Origin of the sequence: Streptomyces sp. NPDC058052 (assembly GCF_042885515.1) — a bacterium.
Classification (GTDB): domain Bacteria; phylum Actinomycetota; class Actinomycetes; order Streptomycetales; family Streptomycetaceae; genus Streptomyces.
Genome location: NZ_JBHVRX010000017.1, coordinates 152509 through 169606, shown reverse-complemented (window position 1 = coordinate 169606; position 17098 = coordinate 152509). Strand labels below are relative to the sequence as shown.

Annotated in this window: 22 protein-coding genes and 1 tRNA gene; 4 read left to right on the top strand and 19 right to left on the bottom strand. The window is 73.0% G+C overall.

The annotated features are described in order from the left end of the window. Positions 1–30: 30 nt before the first annotated feature. From htpX to ACFVU3_RS23715, 3 genes are read left to right on the top strand one after another with little or no spacing between them, the layout of a single operon-like run. Positions 31–894: a zinc metalloprotease HtpX gene (htpX, locus tag ACFVU3_RS23725; protein ID WP_390069030.1), complete on the top strand. Its 864-nt coding sequence runs from the start codon at positions 31–33 to the stop codon at positions 892–894. Beyond that, on the top strand, positions 891–1322 hold the full coding sequence (locus ACFVU3_RS23720; protein WP_390069029.1) for a YccF domain-containing protein: 432 nt from the start codon (positions 891–893) through the stop codon (positions 1320–1322). Before htpX ends, ACFVU3_RS23720 begins: the two co-directional genes overlap by 4 nt. Positions 1323–1325: 3 nt before the next feature. Then, positions 1326–2348 carry a hypothetical protein gene (locus ACFVU3_RS23715; RefSeq protein WP_390069027.1) on the top strand — a complete coding sequence of 341 codons (1023 nt, stop codon included), beginning with the start codon at positions 1326–1328 and terminating at the stop codon, positions 2346–2348. Here the strand turns inward: ACFVU3_RS23715 and ACFVU3_RS23710 are convergent. From ACFVU3_RS23710 to ACFVU3_RS23695, 4 genes are all read right to left on the bottom strand, one after another. Then, on the bottom strand, positions 2314–3552 hold the full coding sequence (locus ACFVU3_RS23710; protein WP_390069025.1) for an APC family permease: 1239 nt from the start codon (positions 3550–3552) through the stop codon (positions 2314–2316). The two genes, ACFVU3_RS23715 and ACFVU3_RS23710, sit on opposite strands and share 35 nt — an antisense overlap. Then, positions 3549–4175 carry an alpha-ketoglutarate-dependent dioxygenase AlkB family protein gene (locus ACFVU3_RS23705; protein WP_390069023.1) on the bottom strand — a complete coding sequence of 209 codons (627 nt, stop codon included), beginning with the start codon at positions 4173–4175 and terminating at the stop codon, positions 3549–3551. The genes ACFVU3_RS23710 and ACFVU3_RS23705 overlap by 4 nt, the downstream gene beginning before the upstream one ends. Beyond that, positions 4172–4678, bottom strand: a complete 507-nt coding sequence (locus ACFVU3_RS23700; protein WP_390069021.1) for a methylated-DNA--[protein]-cysteine S-methyltransferase — start codon at positions 4676–4678, stop codon at positions 4172–4174. Before ACFVU3_RS23700 ends, ACFVU3_RS23705 begins: the two co-directional genes overlap by 4 nt. 74 nt (positions 4679–4752) lie before the next feature. Continuing rightward, entirely contained in the window at positions 4753–5244 is a 492-nt protein-coding gene (locus tag ACFVU3_RS23695) for a YajQ family cyclic di-GMP-binding protein (RefSeq protein ID WP_030687924.1), read from the bottom strand. A 184-nt stretch (positions 5245–5428) separates the two neighbouring features. Between ACFVU3_RS23695 and ACFVU3_RS23690 the strand changes: the two genes are divergently transcribed. Next, positions 5429–5510 (top strand) — tRNA-Tyr (locus ACFVU3_RS23690). Positions 5511–5662: 152 nt separating this feature from the next. On the opposite strand, the gene ACFVU3_RS23685 is transcribed toward ACFVU3_RS23690, so the two are convergent. The 15 genes from ACFVU3_RS23685 to ACFVU3_RS23615 form a co-directional block, all read right to left on the bottom strand. Beyond that, positions 5663–7048 (bottom strand): tyrosine-type recombinase/integrase, encoded by a 1386-nt coding sequence (locus tag ACFVU3_RS23685; RefSeq protein ID WP_390069019.1) that lies wholly within the window; start codon positions 7046–7048, stop codon positions 5663–5665. Beyond that, the gene (locus ACFVU3_RS23680; RefSeq protein WP_390069017.1) at positions 7045–7251 is read right to left on the bottom strand and encodes a helix-turn-helix transcriptional regulator; all 207 of its coding nucleotides are present in this window, start codon (positions 7249–7251) and stop codon (positions 7045–7047) included. Before ACFVU3_RS23680 ends, ACFVU3_RS23685 begins: the two co-directional genes overlap by 4 nt. A 448-nt stretch (positions 7252–7699) precedes the next feature. Next, complete coding sequence (locus ACFVU3_RS23675) at positions 7700–9175, bottom strand: ATP-binding protein (RefSeq protein WP_390069016.1); 1476 nt, start codon at positions 9173–9175, stop codon at positions 7700–7702. Between the two features lie 2 nt (positions 9176–9177). Beyond that, complete coding sequence (locus tag ACFVU3_RS23670; RefSeq protein ID WP_390069062.1) at positions 9178–9990, bottom strand: DNA primase; 813 nt, start codon at positions 9988–9990, stop codon at positions 9178–9180. A gap of 252 nt (positions 9991–10242) precedes the next feature. Next, entirely contained in the window at positions 10243–10551 is a 309-nt protein-coding gene (locus ACFVU3_RS23665) for a hypothetical protein (RefSeq protein ID WP_390069014.1), read from the bottom strand. Positions 10552–10561: 10 nt separating this feature from the next. After that, on the bottom strand, positions 10562–11065 hold the full coding sequence (locus ACFVU3_RS23660; RefSeq protein WP_390069012.1) for a hypothetical protein: 504 nt from the start codon (positions 11063–11065) through the stop codon (positions 10562–10564). A gap of 171 nt (positions 11066–11236) precedes the next feature. Beyond that, complete coding sequence (traB, locus tag ACFVU3_RS23655; protein ID WP_390069010.1) at positions 11237–13288, bottom strand: plasmid transfer protein TraB; 2052 nt, start codon at positions 13286–13288, stop codon at positions 11237–11239. Between the two features lie 25 nt (positions 13289–13313). Continuing rightward, a complete protein-coding gene (gene traA / locus ACFVU3_RS23650; protein WP_390069008.1) occupies positions 13314–13895 on the bottom strand; it encodes a plasmid transfer protein TraA in 582 nt (193 codons plus the stop codon). 17 nt (positions 13896–13912) lie between these two features. Beyond that, positions 13913–14419, bottom strand: coding sequence for a hypothetical protein (locus tag ACFVU3_RS23645; protein ID WP_390069006.1), 507 nt, complete (start codon positions 14417–14419; stop codon positions 13913–13915). 74 nt (positions 14420–14493) lie between these two features. Further along, positions 14494–14706 (bottom strand): hypothetical protein, encoded by a 213-nt coding sequence (locus ACFVU3_RS23640; protein WP_390069004.1) that lies wholly within the window; start codon positions 14704–14706, stop codon positions 14494–14496. Between the two features lie 13 nt (positions 14707–14719). Next, positions 14720–15058 (bottom strand): RRQRL motif-containing zinc-binding protein, encoded by a 339-nt coding sequence (locus tag ACFVU3_RS23635; protein ID WP_390069002.1) that lies wholly within the window; start codon positions 15056–15058, stop codon positions 14720–14722. Beyond that, the gene (locus ACFVU3_RS23630) at positions 15058–15291 is read right to left on the bottom strand and encodes a hypothetical protein (protein WP_355731010.1); all 234 of its coding nucleotides are present in this window, start codon (positions 15289–15291) and stop codon (positions 15058–15060) included. Before ACFVU3_RS23630 ends, ACFVU3_RS23635 begins: the two co-directional genes overlap by 1 nt. After that, entirely contained in the window at positions 15288–16286 is a 999-nt protein-coding gene (locus tag ACFVU3_RS23625; protein WP_390069000.1) for a DUF2637 domain-containing protein, read from the bottom strand. The genes ACFVU3_RS23630 and ACFVU3_RS23625 overlap by 4 nt, the downstream gene beginning before the upstream one ends. Further along, on the bottom strand, positions 16283–16621 hold the full coding sequence (locus ACFVU3_RS23620) for a hypothetical protein (protein ID WP_390068998.1): 339 nt from the start codon (positions 16619–16621) through the stop codon (positions 16283–16285). Before ACFVU3_RS23620 ends, ACFVU3_RS23625 begins: the two co-directional genes overlap by 4 nt. Further along, the gene (locus ACFVU3_RS23615) at positions 16618–16881 is read right to left on the bottom strand and encodes a DUF6284 family protein (RefSeq protein WP_390068996.1); all 264 of its coding nucleotides are present in this window, start codon (positions 16879–16881) and stop codon (positions 16618–16620) included. The genes ACFVU3_RS23620 and ACFVU3_RS23615 overlap by 4 nt, the downstream gene beginning before the upstream one ends. Between the last annotated feature and the right edge of the window lie 217 nt (positions 16882–17098).

Here is a 17098-nt window from a genome sequence, read left to right as displayed (position 1 = left end):
TCCCCTGCCGCACCACTTGGAGGGCGTACCGTGCACCGCCGGCACAACGGGCTGAGGACCGCCGTACTCCTCGGAGGGCTCTCCGCCCTCATCATCGTCATCGGCAGCTTCTTCGGCCGTACGGGCCTGATCGTCGGACTCGTCGTCGCGATCGGCACCAACGCGTACGCGTACTGGAACAGCGACAAGCTGGCGCTGCGGGCCATGCGCGCCCGCCCCGTCAGCGAATTCGAGGCCCCCGCCCTCTACCGGATGGTCCGGGAGCTCTCCACCCAGGCCCGCCAGCCGATGCCGCGCCTCTACATCTCGCCGACCCAGGCGCCCAACGCCTTCGCCACCGGCCGCAACCCGCGCAACGCGGCCGTCTGCTGCACCGAGGGCATCCTCGCCCTCCTCGACGAGCGCGAGCTCCGCGGCGTCATCGGCCACGAACTGAGCCACGTCTACAACCGGGACATCCTCATCTCCTCGGTCGCCGGCGCGCTCGCCTCCGTCGTGATGTTCCTGGTCAACTTCGCCTGGCTGATCCCCGTCGGCCGCTCCAGCGACGACGACGGCCCCGGCCTCCTCGGCTACCTGATGATCCTCGTCCTCGGCCCCATCGCCGCCTCGATCATCCAGCTCGCCGTCTCCCGCTCCCGCGAGTACGAGGCCGACGCCTCCGGCGCCCAGCTCACCGGCGACCCGCTGGCCCTCGCCGACGCCCTCAGGAAGCTCGAAGCCGGCACCAAGCAGCTCCCGCTGCCGCCCGAGCCGCGGATCGAGACCGCGAGCCACATGATGATCGCGAACCCCTTCCGCCCGGGCAAGGGACTCTCCAAGATGTTCTCGACCCACCCGCCCATGGCCGAGCGGATCGCTCGCCTCGAAGAGATGGCAGGTCGCCGCCCGTGAAGACCGTCCTCAACGTCATATGGCTCGTCCTCTCCGGCTTCTGGCTGTTCCTCGGCTACCTCGCGGCGGGCCTCCTCCTCTGCATCACGATCATCGGCATCCCCTTCGGCCTCGCCGCCTTCCGGGTCGGCCTCTACGCCCTCTGGCCCTTCGGCCGCACCGTCGTCGACAAGCCCGGCGCCGGCGCCGCCTCCTGCGTCGGCAACGTGCTGTGGCTGATCCTCGCCGGCTGGTGGCTCGCCCTCGGCCACATCGTCACCGGCGTGCTCCTCTGCCTCACGATCATCGGCATCCCGCTCGGCATCGCGAACTTCAAGCTCATCCCCGTCTCGCTCCTGCCGCTCGGCAAGGACATCGTCCCCACCGAGCAGGCGTACGGCGGAGGCGGGACCTACCAGGGGCAGGCGTACCGCCACCCCGGCTTCTGAACCGTGCACCGGCCGCGCTACGCCCTGCTCTCCGGCCTCCAGGCCGTCGCGCTCTGCCACGACGTCCGCGGCCTCTACGGCGACCCCGACCCGCCCCCGCGGATCCGCCACGAACTGCGCGGCTGCGAACCGCGCGGAGAGCTGGCCCGGGCCGTCACCCAGGCGATCGTCGAGGGCACCGCCCCCTTCGGCACCCTCGACGTCGAGACCCCCGACGGCGCCTGGCGGCTCACCGCCGTCCGGGTCCTCGGCGCCCGCGGCGACGCCGTCACCGTGGAGTCCGCGGGCCCGCCGCGCCGCCTCCACGGGGCGTACGGCGCGGTCCCCTGCGGCAACCTCGTCCGGGTCTCACCCCCACCGCCCGAGGAACTGACCCACGGGGAGGTCACCTTCCTCGGCTGCTCCCCGCGCGGGGCCCTCCGCGACGCCCTCGCCGCCGGCGCGGCGGAGTACGAGGCCGTCCGCTACCAGGTCCTCGACTTCCTGGCCGGTCCCCAGCACGAGGCGGACGCCGGGCGGGTCACCGCCGTCGCCGCCTCCCGCCGCCACCACGACCTCGTCGACCTGACCGTCGCCTTCCCCCGCTCGGGCCTCCTGCCGCACCAGCACCGCGAGGTCTGGGACCTCTTCCACGACCACGAGCCACCGCCCGCCCCCGGCACCTGGCGCCGCTTCACCGGCACCGCCCGCGCCGAGTGGCTGCGCATGGCCGCCCGCCGCGCCCACCGCGCCCCGCGCCCCGTCACCGGCGACACGCACGACCTGGACGGGCGCGCGACCACCGACGGCGACGCCTTCCTCTGCGCCCTCGGCGAGGCCGTCCTCGGCCCCGGCCGCGCCTTCCCCGGCGGCACCCCGGGCACGCTCGGCCCGGCCCTCTCCGGCCGCACCCTCGTCTGGCACCACGCCGCCACCGCCCGCGCCTGCCTCGGCGTCACCCCGCTCCTCGCCGAACCCCGCCCGGCGACGTTCCAGGAGTGGGTCGACGGCCTCAGGGCCCAGGGTGTCCGGGTCGTCCTCGACTGACCGCGTACGCCACCACGCCCGCCGCCAGCACGCCCGACCCGGCCAGCACCGACCCCAGCGGCAGCGCCCCGGCCAGCGCCGCGCACCCGGCGAGCCCCAGCGCCGCCAGGGGCCGCGGCCGCGGGCCCAGCGTCCACGCCGAGGCGTTGGCGATCCCGTAGTAGACCAGGACGCCGAAGGACGAGAAGCCGATCGCGCCCCGCACGTCCGCCGTCGCCGCCACCACCGCCACTACCGCGCCCACCGCGAGCTCGGCCCGGTGCGGCACCCGGAACCGCGGGTGCACCGCGGCCAGGCCCGCCGGCAGGTGGCCGTCCCGGGCCATCGCCAGCGTCGTCCGCGACACCCCGAGGATCAGCGACAGCAGCGAGCCGAGCGCCGCCACCGCCGCGCCGGCGGTCACCACCGGCACCAGCCAGGAGGCGTCGGCGGCCCGGACGGCGTCGGCGAGCGGCGCGGTGGAGCGGGCCAGTCCGAGCGGCCCGAGGGCGAGCAGGACGCCCACCGCGACCAGGGCGTAGACGGCGAGAGCGAGGCCCAGCGCGAGCGGTACCGCCCGGGGGATCGTGCGGGCCGGATCGCGGACCTCCTCGCCGAGCGTGGCGATCCGCGCGTACCCCGCGAACGCGAAGAAGAGCAAACCCGCGGCCTGGAGCACCCCGGTCGCCGTGACCTCCCCGCCGAGCCCGAAGCGGCCCCCGGGCGCCCCCGTGAAGGTGGCCGTGACCACCGCCGCGAGCACCGCCAGGACCATCGCCACGATCACCCGCGCCAGCAGCGCCGACTTCTGCACGCCCCCGTAGTTGACGGCCGTCAGGGCCACCACCGAGGCCACCGCCACGGCATGCGCCTGGTCCGGCCACAGATAGGCCCCGACGGTCAGCGCCATCGCCGCGCAGGAGGCCGTCTTGCCGACCACGAACGCCCAGCCGGCGAGGTATCCCCAGAAGGGGCCCAGACGTTCGCGACCGTACACGTAGGTGCCGCCGGACTCCGGGTACAGGGCGGCCAGCCGGGCCGAGGCCATCGCGTTGCAGTACGCCACGACGGCGGCGATCCCCAGCGCCGTCAGCAGCGCGGCCGCACTGCCGGCCGCACCGGCCGCCGGGGCGAGGGCGGCGAAGATCCCGGCGCCCACCATGGCGCCGAGCCCGACGACGACGGCGTCGAGGACACCGAGGGACCGGCGCAGTGGTGCGGTCACGAGCGACCTGTCTCCCGCAGAGTGATGTTGAGCCGCCCGGACAGCCCGAGCGACGGATCGGCGGTCCCAGGAAACACCCTCGGCACGCCGTGGTACACCCGGCGGGACTCCCCGCCGAACACGAACAGGTCCCCGGAGGCCAGCTCCACGTCGCTCCAGGGCCGCCCCCGCCCCTCGGAGTTGCCCAGCCGGAAGACGCAGCGGTCGCCGAGACTCAGCGACACCACCGGCGCCCCGGACCGCTCCTCCTTGTCCTGGTGCATGCCCATCCGGGCGCCGTCCCCGTAGAAGTTCACCAGCGCGGTGTCGGGCGCGAAACCGCCGTCGTCCCCGTACGCCTCGGCCACCGCCGCCCGCCCCAGCGCGGCCAGCCAGTCCGGAAGTACGACGGCGACGGAGTCGAGATACCGGTACGGGACCCACTGCCGGCCCAGACACAGCGACCGCACCGACATCACGCCCCCGCCGGGCAGCACCGTGTGCCGGTACGACAGCGGCCCCCGCCCGAACTCCCGGCAGGCCGCGACCAGTTCCCGCTGCCGCTCGGCCGGCAGCCATCCCGGCACATGCACCGCCCCGGGCGCGACCTCGGCCCGCTCGCGCGGGAACAGCCCCTCGGTCACGCGAGGGCCCCCTCCAGATCCAGCAGCGACCGCTTCCGCTCCAGACCGGCCGCGTACCCGCGCAGACTCCCGTCCGCGCCGATCACCCGGTGGCAGGGCCGCACGACGAGCAGCGGATTGCGCCCGATCGCCGTCCCCACCGCCCGCACCCCGGCCCCGCCGGCCCCGACCCGCCGCCCGATCTCCGCGTAGCTGACGGTCGTCCCGTACGGGATCTCCTCCAGAGCCGCCCAGACCCGCCGCTGGAACTCCGTCCCGGCGTCCGCGGCCAGCGGCACGTCGAACCGCTCCCGCCGCCCGCCGAAGTACTCCTCCAGCTGCGCCACGACCTCCGCGAAGGCCCCCTGGTCGCGCACCCAGCCGTCCCCGACCGCCACGGCCCCCTTCTGCCCGGGCAGCGAGAGCGACCGCAGCACGGCGCGACCCCCCGCGGAGACCTGCCCGGTCAGCAGCATCTCGCCCAGGGGGCCGTCGGCGTACGCGTACACGGTGATGTCGTCCATGCCTCCAGTGTGCGAGCCCCGCCGGCACAGGCGCTGGCGGCTTTCGGACACGGGCGTGGAAGGACCGCGGGACGTCAGCGGTAGTTCACGAACTGGATGGCGAAGTCGAAGTCCTTGCCCTTGAGCAGCGCCTGCACGGCCTGGAGGTCGTCCCGGCTCTTCGAGCTGACCCGCAGCTCGTCGCCCTGCACCTGCGCCTTGACGCCCTTGGGGCCCTCGTCCCGGATCGCCTTCGCGACCTTCTTGGCGTTCTCCTGGGAGATGCCCTCCTGGACCGAGGCGAAGAGCTTGTACTCCTTGCCGGACAGCTGCGGCTCACCCTCGACGTCCAGCGACTTCAGCGAGATCCCGCGCTTGATCAGCTTGGACTGGAAGATGTCGAGGATCGCCATCACGCGCTCCTCGCCGTTCGCCTGCATCAGGATCTTCTCGCCCGACCAGGAGATCGAGGCGTTGGTTCCCTTGAAGTCGTAGCGCTGGGAGATCTCCTTCACGGCCTGGTTGAGGGCGTTGTCGACCTCCTGCCGCTCGACCTTGGAGACGATGTCGAAACTGGAGTCGGCCATGACTCGTGGCTCCTTGCTCGGATGCTGTGGGGTACCCCCAAAGCCTAGGGGGTGAGCCGCGGCCCGAACCTCTGATCACCCGCCGGGCAATCCGGTGGCGAACCACCCCCGGGGATCAGGTATTGTTTACGTCGTTGCCGGGGAACACCGCAGAACAGCGGGGATCCAAGGCAGCGAAACCCATGGCGATGTGCCCGAGTGGCCAATGGGAGCGGACTGTAAATCCGTCGGCTTAGCCTACCCAGGTTCGAATCCTGGCGTCGCCACGCTTCATGAACGGCCCCTGATCTGCGGAAACGTGATCAGGGGCCGTTTGCGTGTAAAGGTGTGACCAGGGCGCGACTGTCTCACTCAGTACCGCTCGATACCGCCCTCTACCAGCCTGTGTGGACGGCGCGTGGACGGCCGTACGGGCCGATCAGACCCCGGCGGGGGCGCCGGCCCGGTGCTGGTTCAGCCGGGCGGAGATCTTGGCGTTCGCGGCCTCGTCGCCGCCCTTCAGGAACTTCGCGTAGAACCGGAAGAGGACGGCGACCGAGTGGCCGGCCCGCTGGGCGACGAGCTGGGGCTCGACCCCGGAACTGAGCCACGTGGAGACGGCGGCGTGACGAAGGTCATACGGCCGCTTGGCGAGCTTCGATTCCTGTTCGGACGGGCTGAGGGCTTCCTGCCGGGCGTTCGCCCAGACCTCGCCGTACCCGCTCTCCTGCACCATCCCGCCGCGGGCGGTCCGGAAGATCCGGCCGTCCGCGTGCGTGCCGTAGAGGGTGACGTGCCACCGCAGCTTGGCCACCAGCTCGGGCGGGATCGGCACGTGCCGGACGGCCTTCCGCGTCCGGTGCTTCAACCCGCGCCGGTCGTGGGCCTCACCGCTGTCCGTCCAGGAGCTCCCGGACCGCGCCCGGCTCTCCCGGAGCCGTACCAGCCCCCACCCGCGCCGGGGCAGATCGAAGTCCTGGAGCCGAATGCCGACCAGCTCCCCGGGCCGGGCGCCGGCGTAGTACAGGCACCCGAAGAACGCCTCCAGGTGCCGCCCGCGGTCCCCCTGCCGGCCGACGGCGGAGAGGAGCGCAGCGGCCTGGGCCGGATCGGGCACGGCCTCGGGGTCGACCTCCTCCTCGACCCGCTCCGGCGCCTTCCACTTCAGGGCCGCCATGGGGTTCTCGCTCAGCAGCTCGGCGTCCACCGCGATGCCGAGGGCCTGGTGGAAGATGGCCCGCTTACGGGCGATGACCGACCCGGACGACGTCTTCCCGTCCAGCCGCCGGGCACAGGCGTCCAGGGCCCGGCGGACGAGCATCCGGTCCGAGAGCTGGGAGGTGGGGACGGACTTCCGCTCGACCCAGGCGAGGAGCGCGGCGACGTCCGCCGGCGTCTCCTCCTTCCACCGGTTCACGTTGAAGCCCCAGGTGTAGAGCGCGCGGCGCAGGGCCTTCTGGTCGCCCATGCCCTTGGTGTCCTTCACCAGGGCGAGCGTCACGGTAGCCATGGCCTCGGCGAGGTTCCGCCGGGTGGAGGCGGGGGAGTGGTCCCACTTCATCTCCACGTAGTTCCTGGCGTGCTGGTACCAGGAGATGTCCTTCGCCTTCTGGACCATCGACTTCGGCAGGCCGCTGTCGACGTCCCACGGCTCGCCCTCGCGGGTCGCGGTGATGAACTGCGCCCGCCTGCTCTCGGCGAGCCCGAGCGTCAGGAAGGACTCGGAGTGCGGCCGCGTGCCGACCTGCCAGCGGAGCTGGTACGGCTTGCGGTACGGCCGCTTCCTGATGCTCCAGATTCGTACGGTGTAGCTCCACTCGGTCACACGGTCTCCAGTTCGTTCAGAAAGGCGTCGAGCACGCTGCGGCGGACCCGCAGGTGTCCGTTGGGCAGGCGCTTGACCTCGGGGCCGTAGCCGCGGTTGCGCCAGCGGTAGTAGGTGGCTCGGGTGATGCCGATCTCGGCGAGGACGTCGGTCAGGGGGAGCCACTCGTCGGCGGGCTGACGGCGGCGGGTGGTGCGGGCCATGGGGTCTCCTCTTCCGAGTCACGCGGGCGAATGTGTCCGAAGTGGCGATTTCTGCGTCACTGCGTCATCAGCGTCACTCGGGGCGCTGACCTGCTGGTTTCGGTGACGCAGGGGGTGACGGGCTGCGTCACCGGTGACGCAGCCGTCCGTCACGGGGTGACGCAGGTGACGAAGGGTGACGCAGAGACTTGGGCTCTGCGTCACCCCTGTTGATGCAGGCCAGGACCGGTTTTCGGGGCTGTGGTGACGCAGGTGACGCAGACGTTCCTACTTAGGAAAAGAGGGGGCCTGTGTCTGTTGTTGTGCGCGCCTTCAGGCGTGAATGGGGAGCCGCAGAGCGGCACGCCCTTGAGCGGCGGCAAGCCGCCGAAGAGCAAGAGGAGCACCCGGCGCGCCGGGACGGGGGTGCTCCTCTTGTCTGTGCGGCTGGGCCCGCGTGGCGCGGGGTCTAGAACACCTGGCCCTGCTCGTCCTGCGGGGGCGCCGGGCGGGCGATCTCGATGTAGCGGGCGCTGTTCGTGCGGCCCCAGTCGACGTATACGCCGCGGGCGGTGAGGACGGGCTGGAGGCGCTTGAGGCGGTCGGAGAGGACCTTGCCGGTGGTGGGCCAGCCCTTGGGCAGGGGCCGGAACTCCCCCTCGCCGATGTAGAGCTGGGTCAGGGCGTGCAGCCACTCGGCGGACGTCATCCGGACCTCGGTGCCAGGCTCGATGCCGGCGGCGTGCTTGAGGACGGTCTGGGCGAGGAGGTCGCCCTCGATGACGTCGTCGTTGAGGTCGTCCAGGCTGGCCCGGTAGGCGTCCAGCGCGCCGAGGCCGGTGGCGGCGTCGAGCTGAGCGCACAGGTGGGCGAAGTCGGCCATGCGCAGGTCGGTGGGGATGTCGGCCTGGGTGGCGCGGAGCTGGACGGCGAGGTCGAGCAGGGAGCCGAGGATGACGGGCAGGGCCTCCTCGAACTCCTCCCACAGCTCCGCCTCGGTCCGCCGCACCGTCGGCCGCTCCAGACGGAGGGGGAGGAGGCGTTCGGCGAGGTCGGGGCGAATGACGCCGACGTCGATGCCGGTCAGCAGGAGAGGCCGGCGGTAGCGGGAGCGCACGACATCGCCGTCGGTGAACAGGGCCCGCTTCACGGTCTCGGCGCCGGTGACGATGCAGCACATGAGATCGGAGAGGTCGGGACCGAGGTGAGACAGGTTGTCGAGCGCGGTGACCCACCCGGCGGCGACGGCCGCGATCAGGCTTTCCTCGTCCTTCGGGGAGCGCCGCAGGTCGGCGCTCATGCCCTCGATGATCCGGATGAGCATCCGGCCGCCGGTGGACTTGCCCGCGCCCTGGGGACCGGTGAGGAACGGGGCGGGGACGGGCACGGAGGGGCCGAGGCAGCCGACGAGCCAGGCGACGACCAGGGCCTCGGTACGGGCGTCAGCGAAGTTGCACAGCCGCAGCAGCAGGTCCAGGCCCTTGCCGTTGGTGTCCTTCGCTGGCAGCGGCAGTTCCCCGGTGAGCTGGGTGCGCCGCCAGCAGACCTCGCGCGGCTCGGGGGTGACGATGTCCCATCCGGTGGGGTGGATGCGGACGGACTTGCCGTCGGTGCGGCCGAGGTCCAGCCAGGTGGCCCCGTCGGATCCTGGGGCGACGCGGATGTAGACCGGCTGGACCTCCTCCGTCATCGCCAGTGCCTCGATCAAGTCCAGAGCCTCCTTGAGTGCGGTTCCGTTGAAGACGCCGTGCCCGTCGCGGAACAGGCCGACCATGAGTTCCTGCCGGTGGCTCCCCGTCGTGCCCTGCGAGCGGATCGGCCGTGCGATGGGCTGGGCGTTGCGCTGGGCGTAGACGGTGCCGTCGGCGGTCCGGAAGTACCGGAAGTGGGCCTGTGCGTACTCGGTGATGACCTCGCGCGCTGGGTTCTTCTCGTCCTCGGACATGGTCAGATCCCCAGAGCTGCGGTGGCGTTGGCCCAGGCGACCGTGCAGTGCCGCGGGGACTCTCCCTTGGCCTGCGCGGCGGTGAACAGGCGGCCGATGTGGGCCTCGGTGAGGCAGCCGCACCGGCCGTGGGCGGACAGCACCGCCAGGAACGTCCGATACACCGTGGCGTGCACGGCACTCTGGGCCTCGGTGATCCGCTGCTCCGCCATGGCGATACCGCGCTCCAGGTAGACGGGCGAGCGATGCGGGCACTGCCCGCCGCCGGCCGGGGCGGGCACCGGGACGGCGCGGGGCGTGGGCCGGGTGGCGGGCTTCTCCTCGACCAGGGCGTGTACGGCGATGGGGACGTCCGCCATGGTGCCGGTGCCGGGGCCGAGCCAGCGGGCGTAGGACATCAGCGACTTGATGTCGACGCCCTCACGGACCCTGTTCACCGACCGAACGGCGCCGGAGTAGATCCAGTGCTCCCCGCGGGTCGTCTGCACGGTGGTGGTGGCCGGGAGGGTGGCGCGGGCCCAGCCGACCGCGTCGGCGTTGTCGAGGTCGACCACGGTCACGCCGGCGCCGCCCGGGTGGTAGCCGATGGCACGTGCGCGGCGCCAGGCTGCGGCCCACTGAGGGGAGGCGAGGGTGGCGGGGTCGGTGGTGGCGGCGGCCCAGCCGTGGCACGGCCAGGGGCAGGCGCAGGGCCCGGAGGTCTTCATGCTCGGCCGGCCGCCGCACGCGATGTCCACACAGGCGCGGCAGAGGCCGAACGGGCGCTTGTCGGCGAGCAGGGGCAGGACGGGGAGTCCGCCGTCGGCGAGGGCCATGGCGGTGGTGTGGATGCTGTTCACGCGGCCGCTCCCGTGCGCTCCCGTCGGGACTGGGTCGGATGGGTCATGCTGGGTGTCTCCAGTTCTCTAGGCAGTGCTGGCAGGCGAGGGCGGCCCCGGACTTTGGCGAGACGGGGGCCGCCCTCGGCGTAGCTAGGCGGGGTTGCGGGACGGCAGGACCGGGCGGCTGATGTGCCGGTGGGTGACGTCCACGTGGTGGCTGCGGGAGTGCAGCGCGATGGCGAGGGTTTAGGCGATGACGACGGAACGGTGCCGGCCGCCGTAGCAGTGGACGTGTACCTCGATGCGCTGTTCGCCCTGAGCGGTGCGGCGCTCGATGTCGGTGAGCGCGGAGTCGAGAAGGCTGTGGGCGCCAGGGGTGGCGAGGACGTAGGCGGCGACGTCGGGGTGCAGGCCGGTGAGCTGGGTGAGGGTGGCGCGGACGGCGGGGTCGTCGGGCGGGTTGTGCAGGGTCGTGGTGTCGACGACGACCGGGTCGGGAGCGGTGGGGGTGTCGTTGTGGCCGGTGCCGCACGAGCTGATCAGGATGGTGGCCATTCAGGGCTCCCTAGTGGTGGTTGATGGTGCCGTTGGCGCGGCCGAAGAGGCCGGTGGAGGTGATGTTCTGGGTGATGTGGGTGGTCGTCCGGACCGAGCCCCCGCCCCCGCCGTCGTTGCCGGTGATGGCGCGGCGGGCGGTGCGCAGGAGGATCGGGACAGCGATGACGCCGGCGACGACGAGGGCGGCGGCGGACCAAAGGGCTTGGCTCATGGCGATGAGTCCCGGGGCGGCGTAGGAGAGTCCGATGCCGCCAGCGGCGACCCCACCGCCGACGGTCGGCGCGAGGAGCGCGGTGGTCTTGGCCCACGCCGGAACCGACCCGGCCGGACGGGCCGGGACGGGCGGGGTGGGGGCGAGGGTGTAGCCGGTGACGATCCGGCCGTCGGGGAGCTGGACGGACGTGACCGCGGGGAGCCCGGCCGGGGCGGTGGGGACGACGGCGTGGGGGGTCGCGGGGAGCGGGATGGGGTGGTGGATGACGGGTGCCGGGGTGTGGGTGTGGTCGGGCATGGCGGGGCCCTTCTCGGGGTGTGGGGCGGGCCCGCGACTCGGGTGTCACGGGCCCACGTGCCGGGGTGTCACGGCGGTGTCAGGCGGGGGTGTCAGGGCGCGTGACACCCGCTCCCGCCTAAGGGTTTGGGTGTCACGGGCCCCTGACGGTGTCAGGCCGTCACACGGGTGTCAGGCGGCGGCGAGGGCGGGGACGATCCGCCAGCGGCCGGTCTGGTTGGTGGGCTCCAGGCGGCCGTCGAGGGCGGCGTCCTTGAGGCGAGCGGAGATCCACGGGCGGCTGTAGCCGTGGGTCTCGCACCAGTCGGAGAAGTCCTTCGGGCCGACGACCATCCGGCCCGCCGCCTCGAACTCCTCCAGCGCCCTCTCGAAGAGGACCCGGGCCTCCTCCGGGGTGGGCTTGTAGCCCTTCTCCTGACCGAAGAGGGGGGCGTCGTCGCCCGCTTCGTCGCCGGGCAGGTCGGCGTCGGGGTCGATGGCGTCGTCCTCCGCGTCGAGCCACATGCCCTCGGTCATCTCCTCGTCCTCCTCGGTCTCGATGAGCTGGAGCTGCGGGGCGCCTGTCTCTGCGGCAGGGCCGTTGTGGGTGCGGTGGGTGTAGGCGTTGCCGACGGTGGCCTCAGCAGCCTTCACGGTGACCGGGTCGACGGGGGCGCCGTGGGCGGCAGCCCAGTCCGCCAGCTCCTCCATCACGTCCATGGACCGGGTCGTGAACTGCCGGGTGCGGCCCGGGGCGGGGTAGCGGTCCTCGGGGATGCCTGCGGAGACCAGGTAGCAGTAACCGGGGCGCCGGTTGCCCCACGCGCCCGGGTGAGCGCCGGCGTCCAGGACCGACTCGGGCAGGGCGAATCCCTCGTCGCGGGGGTCGCAGCCGAACGCGAGGACGGAGGGCAGGGAGGCGCGGGTGCTGGTGCTCATCTGGTCGTAGCTCGGGCGCTGGAGCGAGACGACCAGTGAGACGCCGGCCGCGCGGGCCTCCTGCGCGATTCCGGTGAACGCGTCGTCCCCGAGCGCGCGGAGGGTGTTGGCGGCCTCCTCGAACCACGCGACCAGGAACGCCATGCCCTCACAGCCGCACGCGCTGCCGTCGGGCTGGCAGGAGTGCGCCGGGTCGGTCTGCTTCGCGGCGGCCTGGACGGTCCACTGCCGGTAGCGGTGGGCTCCGAGCCAGCGGGTGCGGGCGGGGATGGCGGCCTGGAGGGCTTCCACCATCGCCTCCGTGCCGGCGCCGCCCTCCTCGGCCCAGTCGAAGGCCGGGAGGAGGGGGCGGAAGTCCTGGAAGGACTTCGGGTCGGACAGCCACACGTTGACGTCGGTGCGGGAGACGATCTCCGTGAGGACGTTCAGGGCGCCGTCGCCCTTGCCGGATCCGGTGCCGCCCGCGATGAGGAGGTGGGTGGCGTTGCGGCCCTGCTCGGGGTCTCCGGGGAGCCACAGCAGGAGCGGGGAGCCGTCGTCGTACCGGCCGATGACCAGCGGGTCGGCGATGGATCCGCCCAGGTTGGACGGGCCGTCGTACTCGACGACCTCGCCGAGCATGTCCTCGGGGACGATGACGAGTTCGCCGCGGCGGGCGGAGTCCGGGTTGGGCTGGAACCGCAGCGCCGTCGTCGGCAGGTCCAACGCGGACGCGAGCCGCGGTAGCACCTTGGCGACGTCTTCGGTGGTCTGCTCGCCGGGCTCCAGCGCGATCTGCGCGGTGACCCGGTTCGGCTCGACCTTGGTCGCCCCGATCGCGGCGCGGGCCAGACCGACCTTCTCCAGCAGGCCCTTGTCTCCGCCGCCGGCGGCCGGGGAGTCGTCGGTGCGGCGCATGGCCAGGCGCACGTTCCACGACAGCGCGACCACCGGCCCGCCCATCAGGAACAGGTCGTCCAGCGGCCCGGCGGTCGGCCCCGCGAGGCAGGCGCCGGTCAGCCACGCCGACCCCGCCGCCACCGTGATCGCGGAGTGCAGGCGCCGCTGCTGGCTGGTGTTGCGGCCGATCCACCACGTCGCCCCGGTCAGGGCAACGGAGGCGAGCGTGAGCCCGGCGCCGGCGGCGGCGCTGTCGGCCCACCGCAGATTGCCCAGGGCTCCGGCCAGGCCGGTTCCGGCGACGCCGAGCCACGGCGGCAGGTGCGGCTTCGCCCGGTGGAGCAGGTAAGCGGTGATCGTCCCGCCGGTGGACCCGCTGGTGCCGTCGTCGAGTACGTCTATGGTCGTGTGCTTGCGTCCGGCCATGACCGGACCTCCCTTCCGGCTCGGGTTACTGCTGGACCCAGTTCATGCGCTGCTGTGCGCGGGGGCGGGCGTGGTGGCGGACGCGGTTGATCTCCTCGCGGTACTCCTGCTGGAACGTGGCGTAGGTCGCCGCGGCGAGCTTGGCCGCGTTGCGCAGCTCGTCGGCGGACTTCTGGAGCTTGCGCGCCACCTTCGCCGCCCGGATCCGCGAGCCGCCGATCCGGCCCTCCGGGTCCGGCACCGCCGCCAGCACGCTCTTCAGGATCTCCGCGCCCATCGCGACCTCGATCGACAGGGCGACGGCGGTGGCGCGCAGGTGGTTGCAGTAGGCGCGGACCTGCGCCGGGGAGGTGAAGTCCGGCTCGGGCATCAGGGCCTGCGGGTGCGGCCGGCGTCCACCGCCACCGCCGTTGCCGTTGACGGTGGTGCGGTTGACGTTGACGTTGACCGGCGGGATGAACGAGCCGCCCATGGCGCCGACGAACCCGCCCACGGCGGCGCCGGCGTTGGCGAACTTGTCGGACTTGTTGCCGCCGCCGTTGCCGTTGGCGCGGTTGGTGTTGGTGCGGGTGGTGCGGCGGGCGTTGGGGTTCGGGATCTGAGCCATGACGGTTCCTCCTCAGGTCACTTCGAGCGGCGGACGACGAGCCAGAACACCTGCACCGCGAGGGTCAGCCCCGCCCACGTCCAGGCGAGCGGGACGGTGAGCGGGCCGTAGTGGACGGTCGCGGCCGTCCAGCCGAGGGCGAGCGTGGCGAGGACGGCGGCGGTCAGGAGACGTCCGGGACGATCCCCGACCCGGCCCGGGTGCTTGGCCCGGACCCAGACCAGGGCCAGCAGCGGGACCAGGGCGGCCGGGGCGAGGACGTAGACCATCCACGGGGCGACCGCGTGGACCACGGCCGTCAGGACGTAGGCGAGGACGGCATAGCCGGTCGGCGCCCAGGCGGCGCGGTGCTTCCACGCCCAGCCGCCGGCCGCGCGGGCGAGGCGGGACGACAGTGACGGGCGGGGCTCGGAGACGAGAACGACGACCGGCGGGGCGTTCTTGGCGCCACGCTGGCGGGGGATGCGGACGGTGGTGGCACCCGGGGGCACCTGCACCGTGCGGGGACGGGAACGACGAGACACGGGATGCACTCCCTTGCACGAGCGACGAAGGAGGCCGCCCCAGAGAAGGTGGGGCGGCCGGGGAAAGGTGCAGGTCAGAGCGCGTTGGGCTCCAGGGAGAAGAACACGACGGTCGCGTCCTGCAGGTGCGGGTAGATGGTCAGGGCGTGCCGGCGGATCGCGCCGTAGGCGTCGTGGCGGGTCTCCCCGACGGCCGGGTTGTACGTGCCGGTCACCGTTCCCTGGCCCCGTCCGTCGGACAGGGTCAGCACGTACATGAGCGAGCCCTGCGACTGGGCGTTCTGCATGGGAACCTCCAGGTCAGGCGGCGAGAGTGGTGGGGGCGTCCGCGCACGGGACGCACATGCCGAGGGAGGGCGGGATCCGGTATCCGGCGTCCCGCCCGCAGGCCGGGCAGATGCGGCGGGCCGCGTTCGCCCGGGCCAGCGCGGCCCGTTTGGCCGGGGTCACCGGGCGGACCGGGCGGGCGAGGTCGATCCGGTAGAGGTAGGCGACGAGCGGGCCGCGTCGGCGGCGGGGGCGTTCGAGCTGGGCCACGACCGGCTGACCGCCGGGCCGCAGCCCCATGGCCCGGAGCTGCCGGAACGTCGCCAGCCCTTCCGGCGCCAGACGCCACCGGTAGACGGGCAGGCCGGCCATCAGCCGAGCCGGTGGTGCGAGGCCCGGCAGGCGGCGGCGTGCTCGTTGGCCGCGCGGCGGGTGAACCCGAGGTGGTCGCCCGTGTCGGGGCGGTCGCCGCAGCCGTGGCAGTGCCAGATCGAGCCGTAGGAGGCCCGGGTGCCGGTGACGTCGACGGCGGCGCCGGTCTGGTTGTGGAACCGGATCAGGAGGTTGTCGGGCTCGGGCGGGTTGGTGTGCGGGGAGAGCTTCACCGGGACGCTCCTTCCAGAGCCGGGGTGGTGTCGCGGAGTTCCTGGTAGCGGGTGGAGACCCAGCCGACGGACCAGCCGCACAGCTCGGCCGCCTGCCGCACCGGCACCCCGGCGGCGAACGCCGCGGCCACCGTCTGGCGGGCCTGCTCCTCGGGCTGCTTGCCGTTCACCGGCCCGGCGGCGAGGAGGGCGGCGCGTTCACGCTCGGCCCGCTCCTCCCGCTCGCGCTGTTCACGGGCGGCCTGCTCGGCGGCCTGCCGGCGGTCGTGTTCGGCACGCTGGGCGGCCTCGCGTTCACGGCGTTCACGGTCCAGGCGCTGCTGTTCACGCTCGCGTTCATCGCGTTCACGAGCCTCCCGCTCCGCCCGCTCCCTGCGCTCCTCACGCTCGGCCTGCTCGCGCACGAGTGCCGCCTCATGCTCACGCTGTTCACGGGCCAGCTTCGCGTCGAACTCGCGGCGCTCACGCTCCCGCCGCTCCTCCTCGTCCGCCCGCCGCCGCTCGGCCTGCTCGGCCTCCTCGGCCCGCTCGCGGGCCTCCTGCTCGCGGCGCCGGCGCTCGGCCCGCTGTCGCTCCTCCAGGCCGTTCACGGCGGCGGTGATGGCGCGGCGGTAGGCGAGGCCGGTCTCGGAGGTGACGATGAGGAGGAGGGGTGCGACCGCGTGCACGGCTACTCCGACCAGGTCTTTCCTCAGCGCGGAGTCGGCGGTGTTGAGGGCGAGGGTCATGATGCCGGTCATCCACCGCAGCACCACCGGCCACCTGCCGCCCTCCCCGCCCAGGCGGGCCAGGACGGAGTCGAGACGGACGACGATGACGACGGCGGCGTCCACGACGATGGGGAGGATGGGGGCCGTCCAGTCCCACTCGTCGGCGGTGTGGGCCCGCATCAAAGGGGTGACGGTGAGGACCGAGTACAGCATCGCCCCGCACACGATCAGCCATGTGCCGACGTTCAGGGCCTGCTCGGCTGAACGGATCTGAACGGCGTTCACGACACCGCCCCCGAACCCGCCTCCACCGGCTCCTCGGCCAAGGCCGGGGTGAAGCCAGTCAGCTCGATGTCGGCGCCGGCGAACCGGCCGTGAACCTTCAGCACCCGCGTCCCGCCGTTGCCCTGAACGCGGTGAACAACCGCCGCCGGGTCGATGTTCAGGGCCTCGCGCCACGCCTCGAACGCGCCGAGGTCGTCGTGCAGCGACAGGCACAGCCGGTCCGGGTAGACCGGGCACAGGTCCACGTTCGGCGCCGGCAGGTGCGAGAACCTCGCGTCCAGCGCGACCAGCGCCGTCAGCGGCGCCGCCAGGTCGGCGAGCGTCCGGGCGTTCACGCGGCACCGCCCGACTGCACCGCGATGCGGTTGGTCAGGTTCCGGCGCTCGACCAGGACCCGGTGGCGGGCCCGGCGGATCCGCCGCTCGTCCAGCTCGGTCGCCGAACGGTCCAGCGTCATGATCTCCACGTCGAGGAGGTCGACCTCCGCCGCGATCAGCGGCAGCTCCAGCTCGATCGCGTCCAGCTCCGCGGCCAACGGCTCACCGTCGAACGCCAGCGCCTGGGAGGTGGCGGGGAGTGTGATGATGGACTTCATGGGTCGTGCTCCCTTCACAGCAGGGGGTGAAACGGCCCGTACCGAACCCCCGGTGTTCCAGCACCGGGGGTTCACGCCGTTGAAGCTCGGGGTTAGATCTCCGGCTCCCCTCGACCCCGCCCGTACGGAAGCCCCGCGAAGGGGGCCCGGACGGGCGGAGGAGGCAACCGGCCGCAGCGAGCGGCTGCGGTGGTCAGGTGACGCGGTCGGCGCGGCC

Bases quoted from the DNA above. Each gene is read 5' to 3' on its own strand.
- ACFVU3_RS23700 (WP_390069021.1), bottom strand. From the start codon at position 4,678: ATGGACGACATCACCGTGTACGCGTACGCCGACGGCCCCCTGGGCGAG.
- ACFVU3_RS23695 (WP_030687924.1), bottom strand. From the start codon at position 5,244: ATGGCCGACTCCAGTTTCGACATCGTCTCCAAGGTCGAGCGGCAGGAG.
- ACFVU3_RS23680 (WP_390069017.1), bottom strand. From the start codon at position 7,251: ATGGCCCGCACCACCCGCCGCCGTCAGCCCGCCGACGAGTGGCTCCCC.
- ACFVU3_RS23675 (WP_390069016.1), bottom strand. From the start codon at position 9,175: ATGTCCGAGGACGAGAAGAACCCAGCGCGCGAGGTCATCACCGAGTAC.
- ACFVU3_RS23670 (WP_390069062.1), bottom strand. From the start codon at position 9,990: ATGGCCCTCGCCGACGGCGGACTCCCCGTCCTGCCCCTGCTCGCCGAC.
- ACFVU3_RS23665 (WP_390069014.1), bottom strand. From the start codon at position 10,551: ATGGCCACCATCCTGATCAGCTCGTGCGGCACCGGCCACAACGACACC.
- ACFVU3_RS23660 (WP_390069012.1), bottom strand. From the start codon at position 11,065: ATGCCCGACCACACCCACACCCCGGCACCCGTCATCCACCACCCCATC.
- traB (WP_390069010.1), bottom strand. From the start codon at position 13,288: ATGGCCGGACGCAAGCACACGACCATAGACGTACTCGACGACGGCACC.
- traA (WP_390069008.1), bottom strand. From the start codon at position 13,895: ATGGCTCAGATCCCGAACCCCAACGCCCGCCGCACCACCCGCACCAAC.
- ACFVU3_RS23640 (WP_390069004.1), bottom strand. From the start codon at position 14,706: ATGCAGAACGCCCAGTCGCAGGGCTCGCTCATGTACGTGCTGACCCTG.
- ACFVU3_RS23635 (WP_390069002.1), bottom strand. From the start codon at position 15,058: ATGGCCGGCCTGCCCGTCTACCGGTGGCGTCTGGCGCCGGAAGGGCTG.
- ACFVU3_RS23615 (WP_390068996.1), bottom strand. From the start codon at position 16,881: ATGAAGTCCATCATCACACTCCCCGCCACCTCCCAGGCGCTGGCGTTC.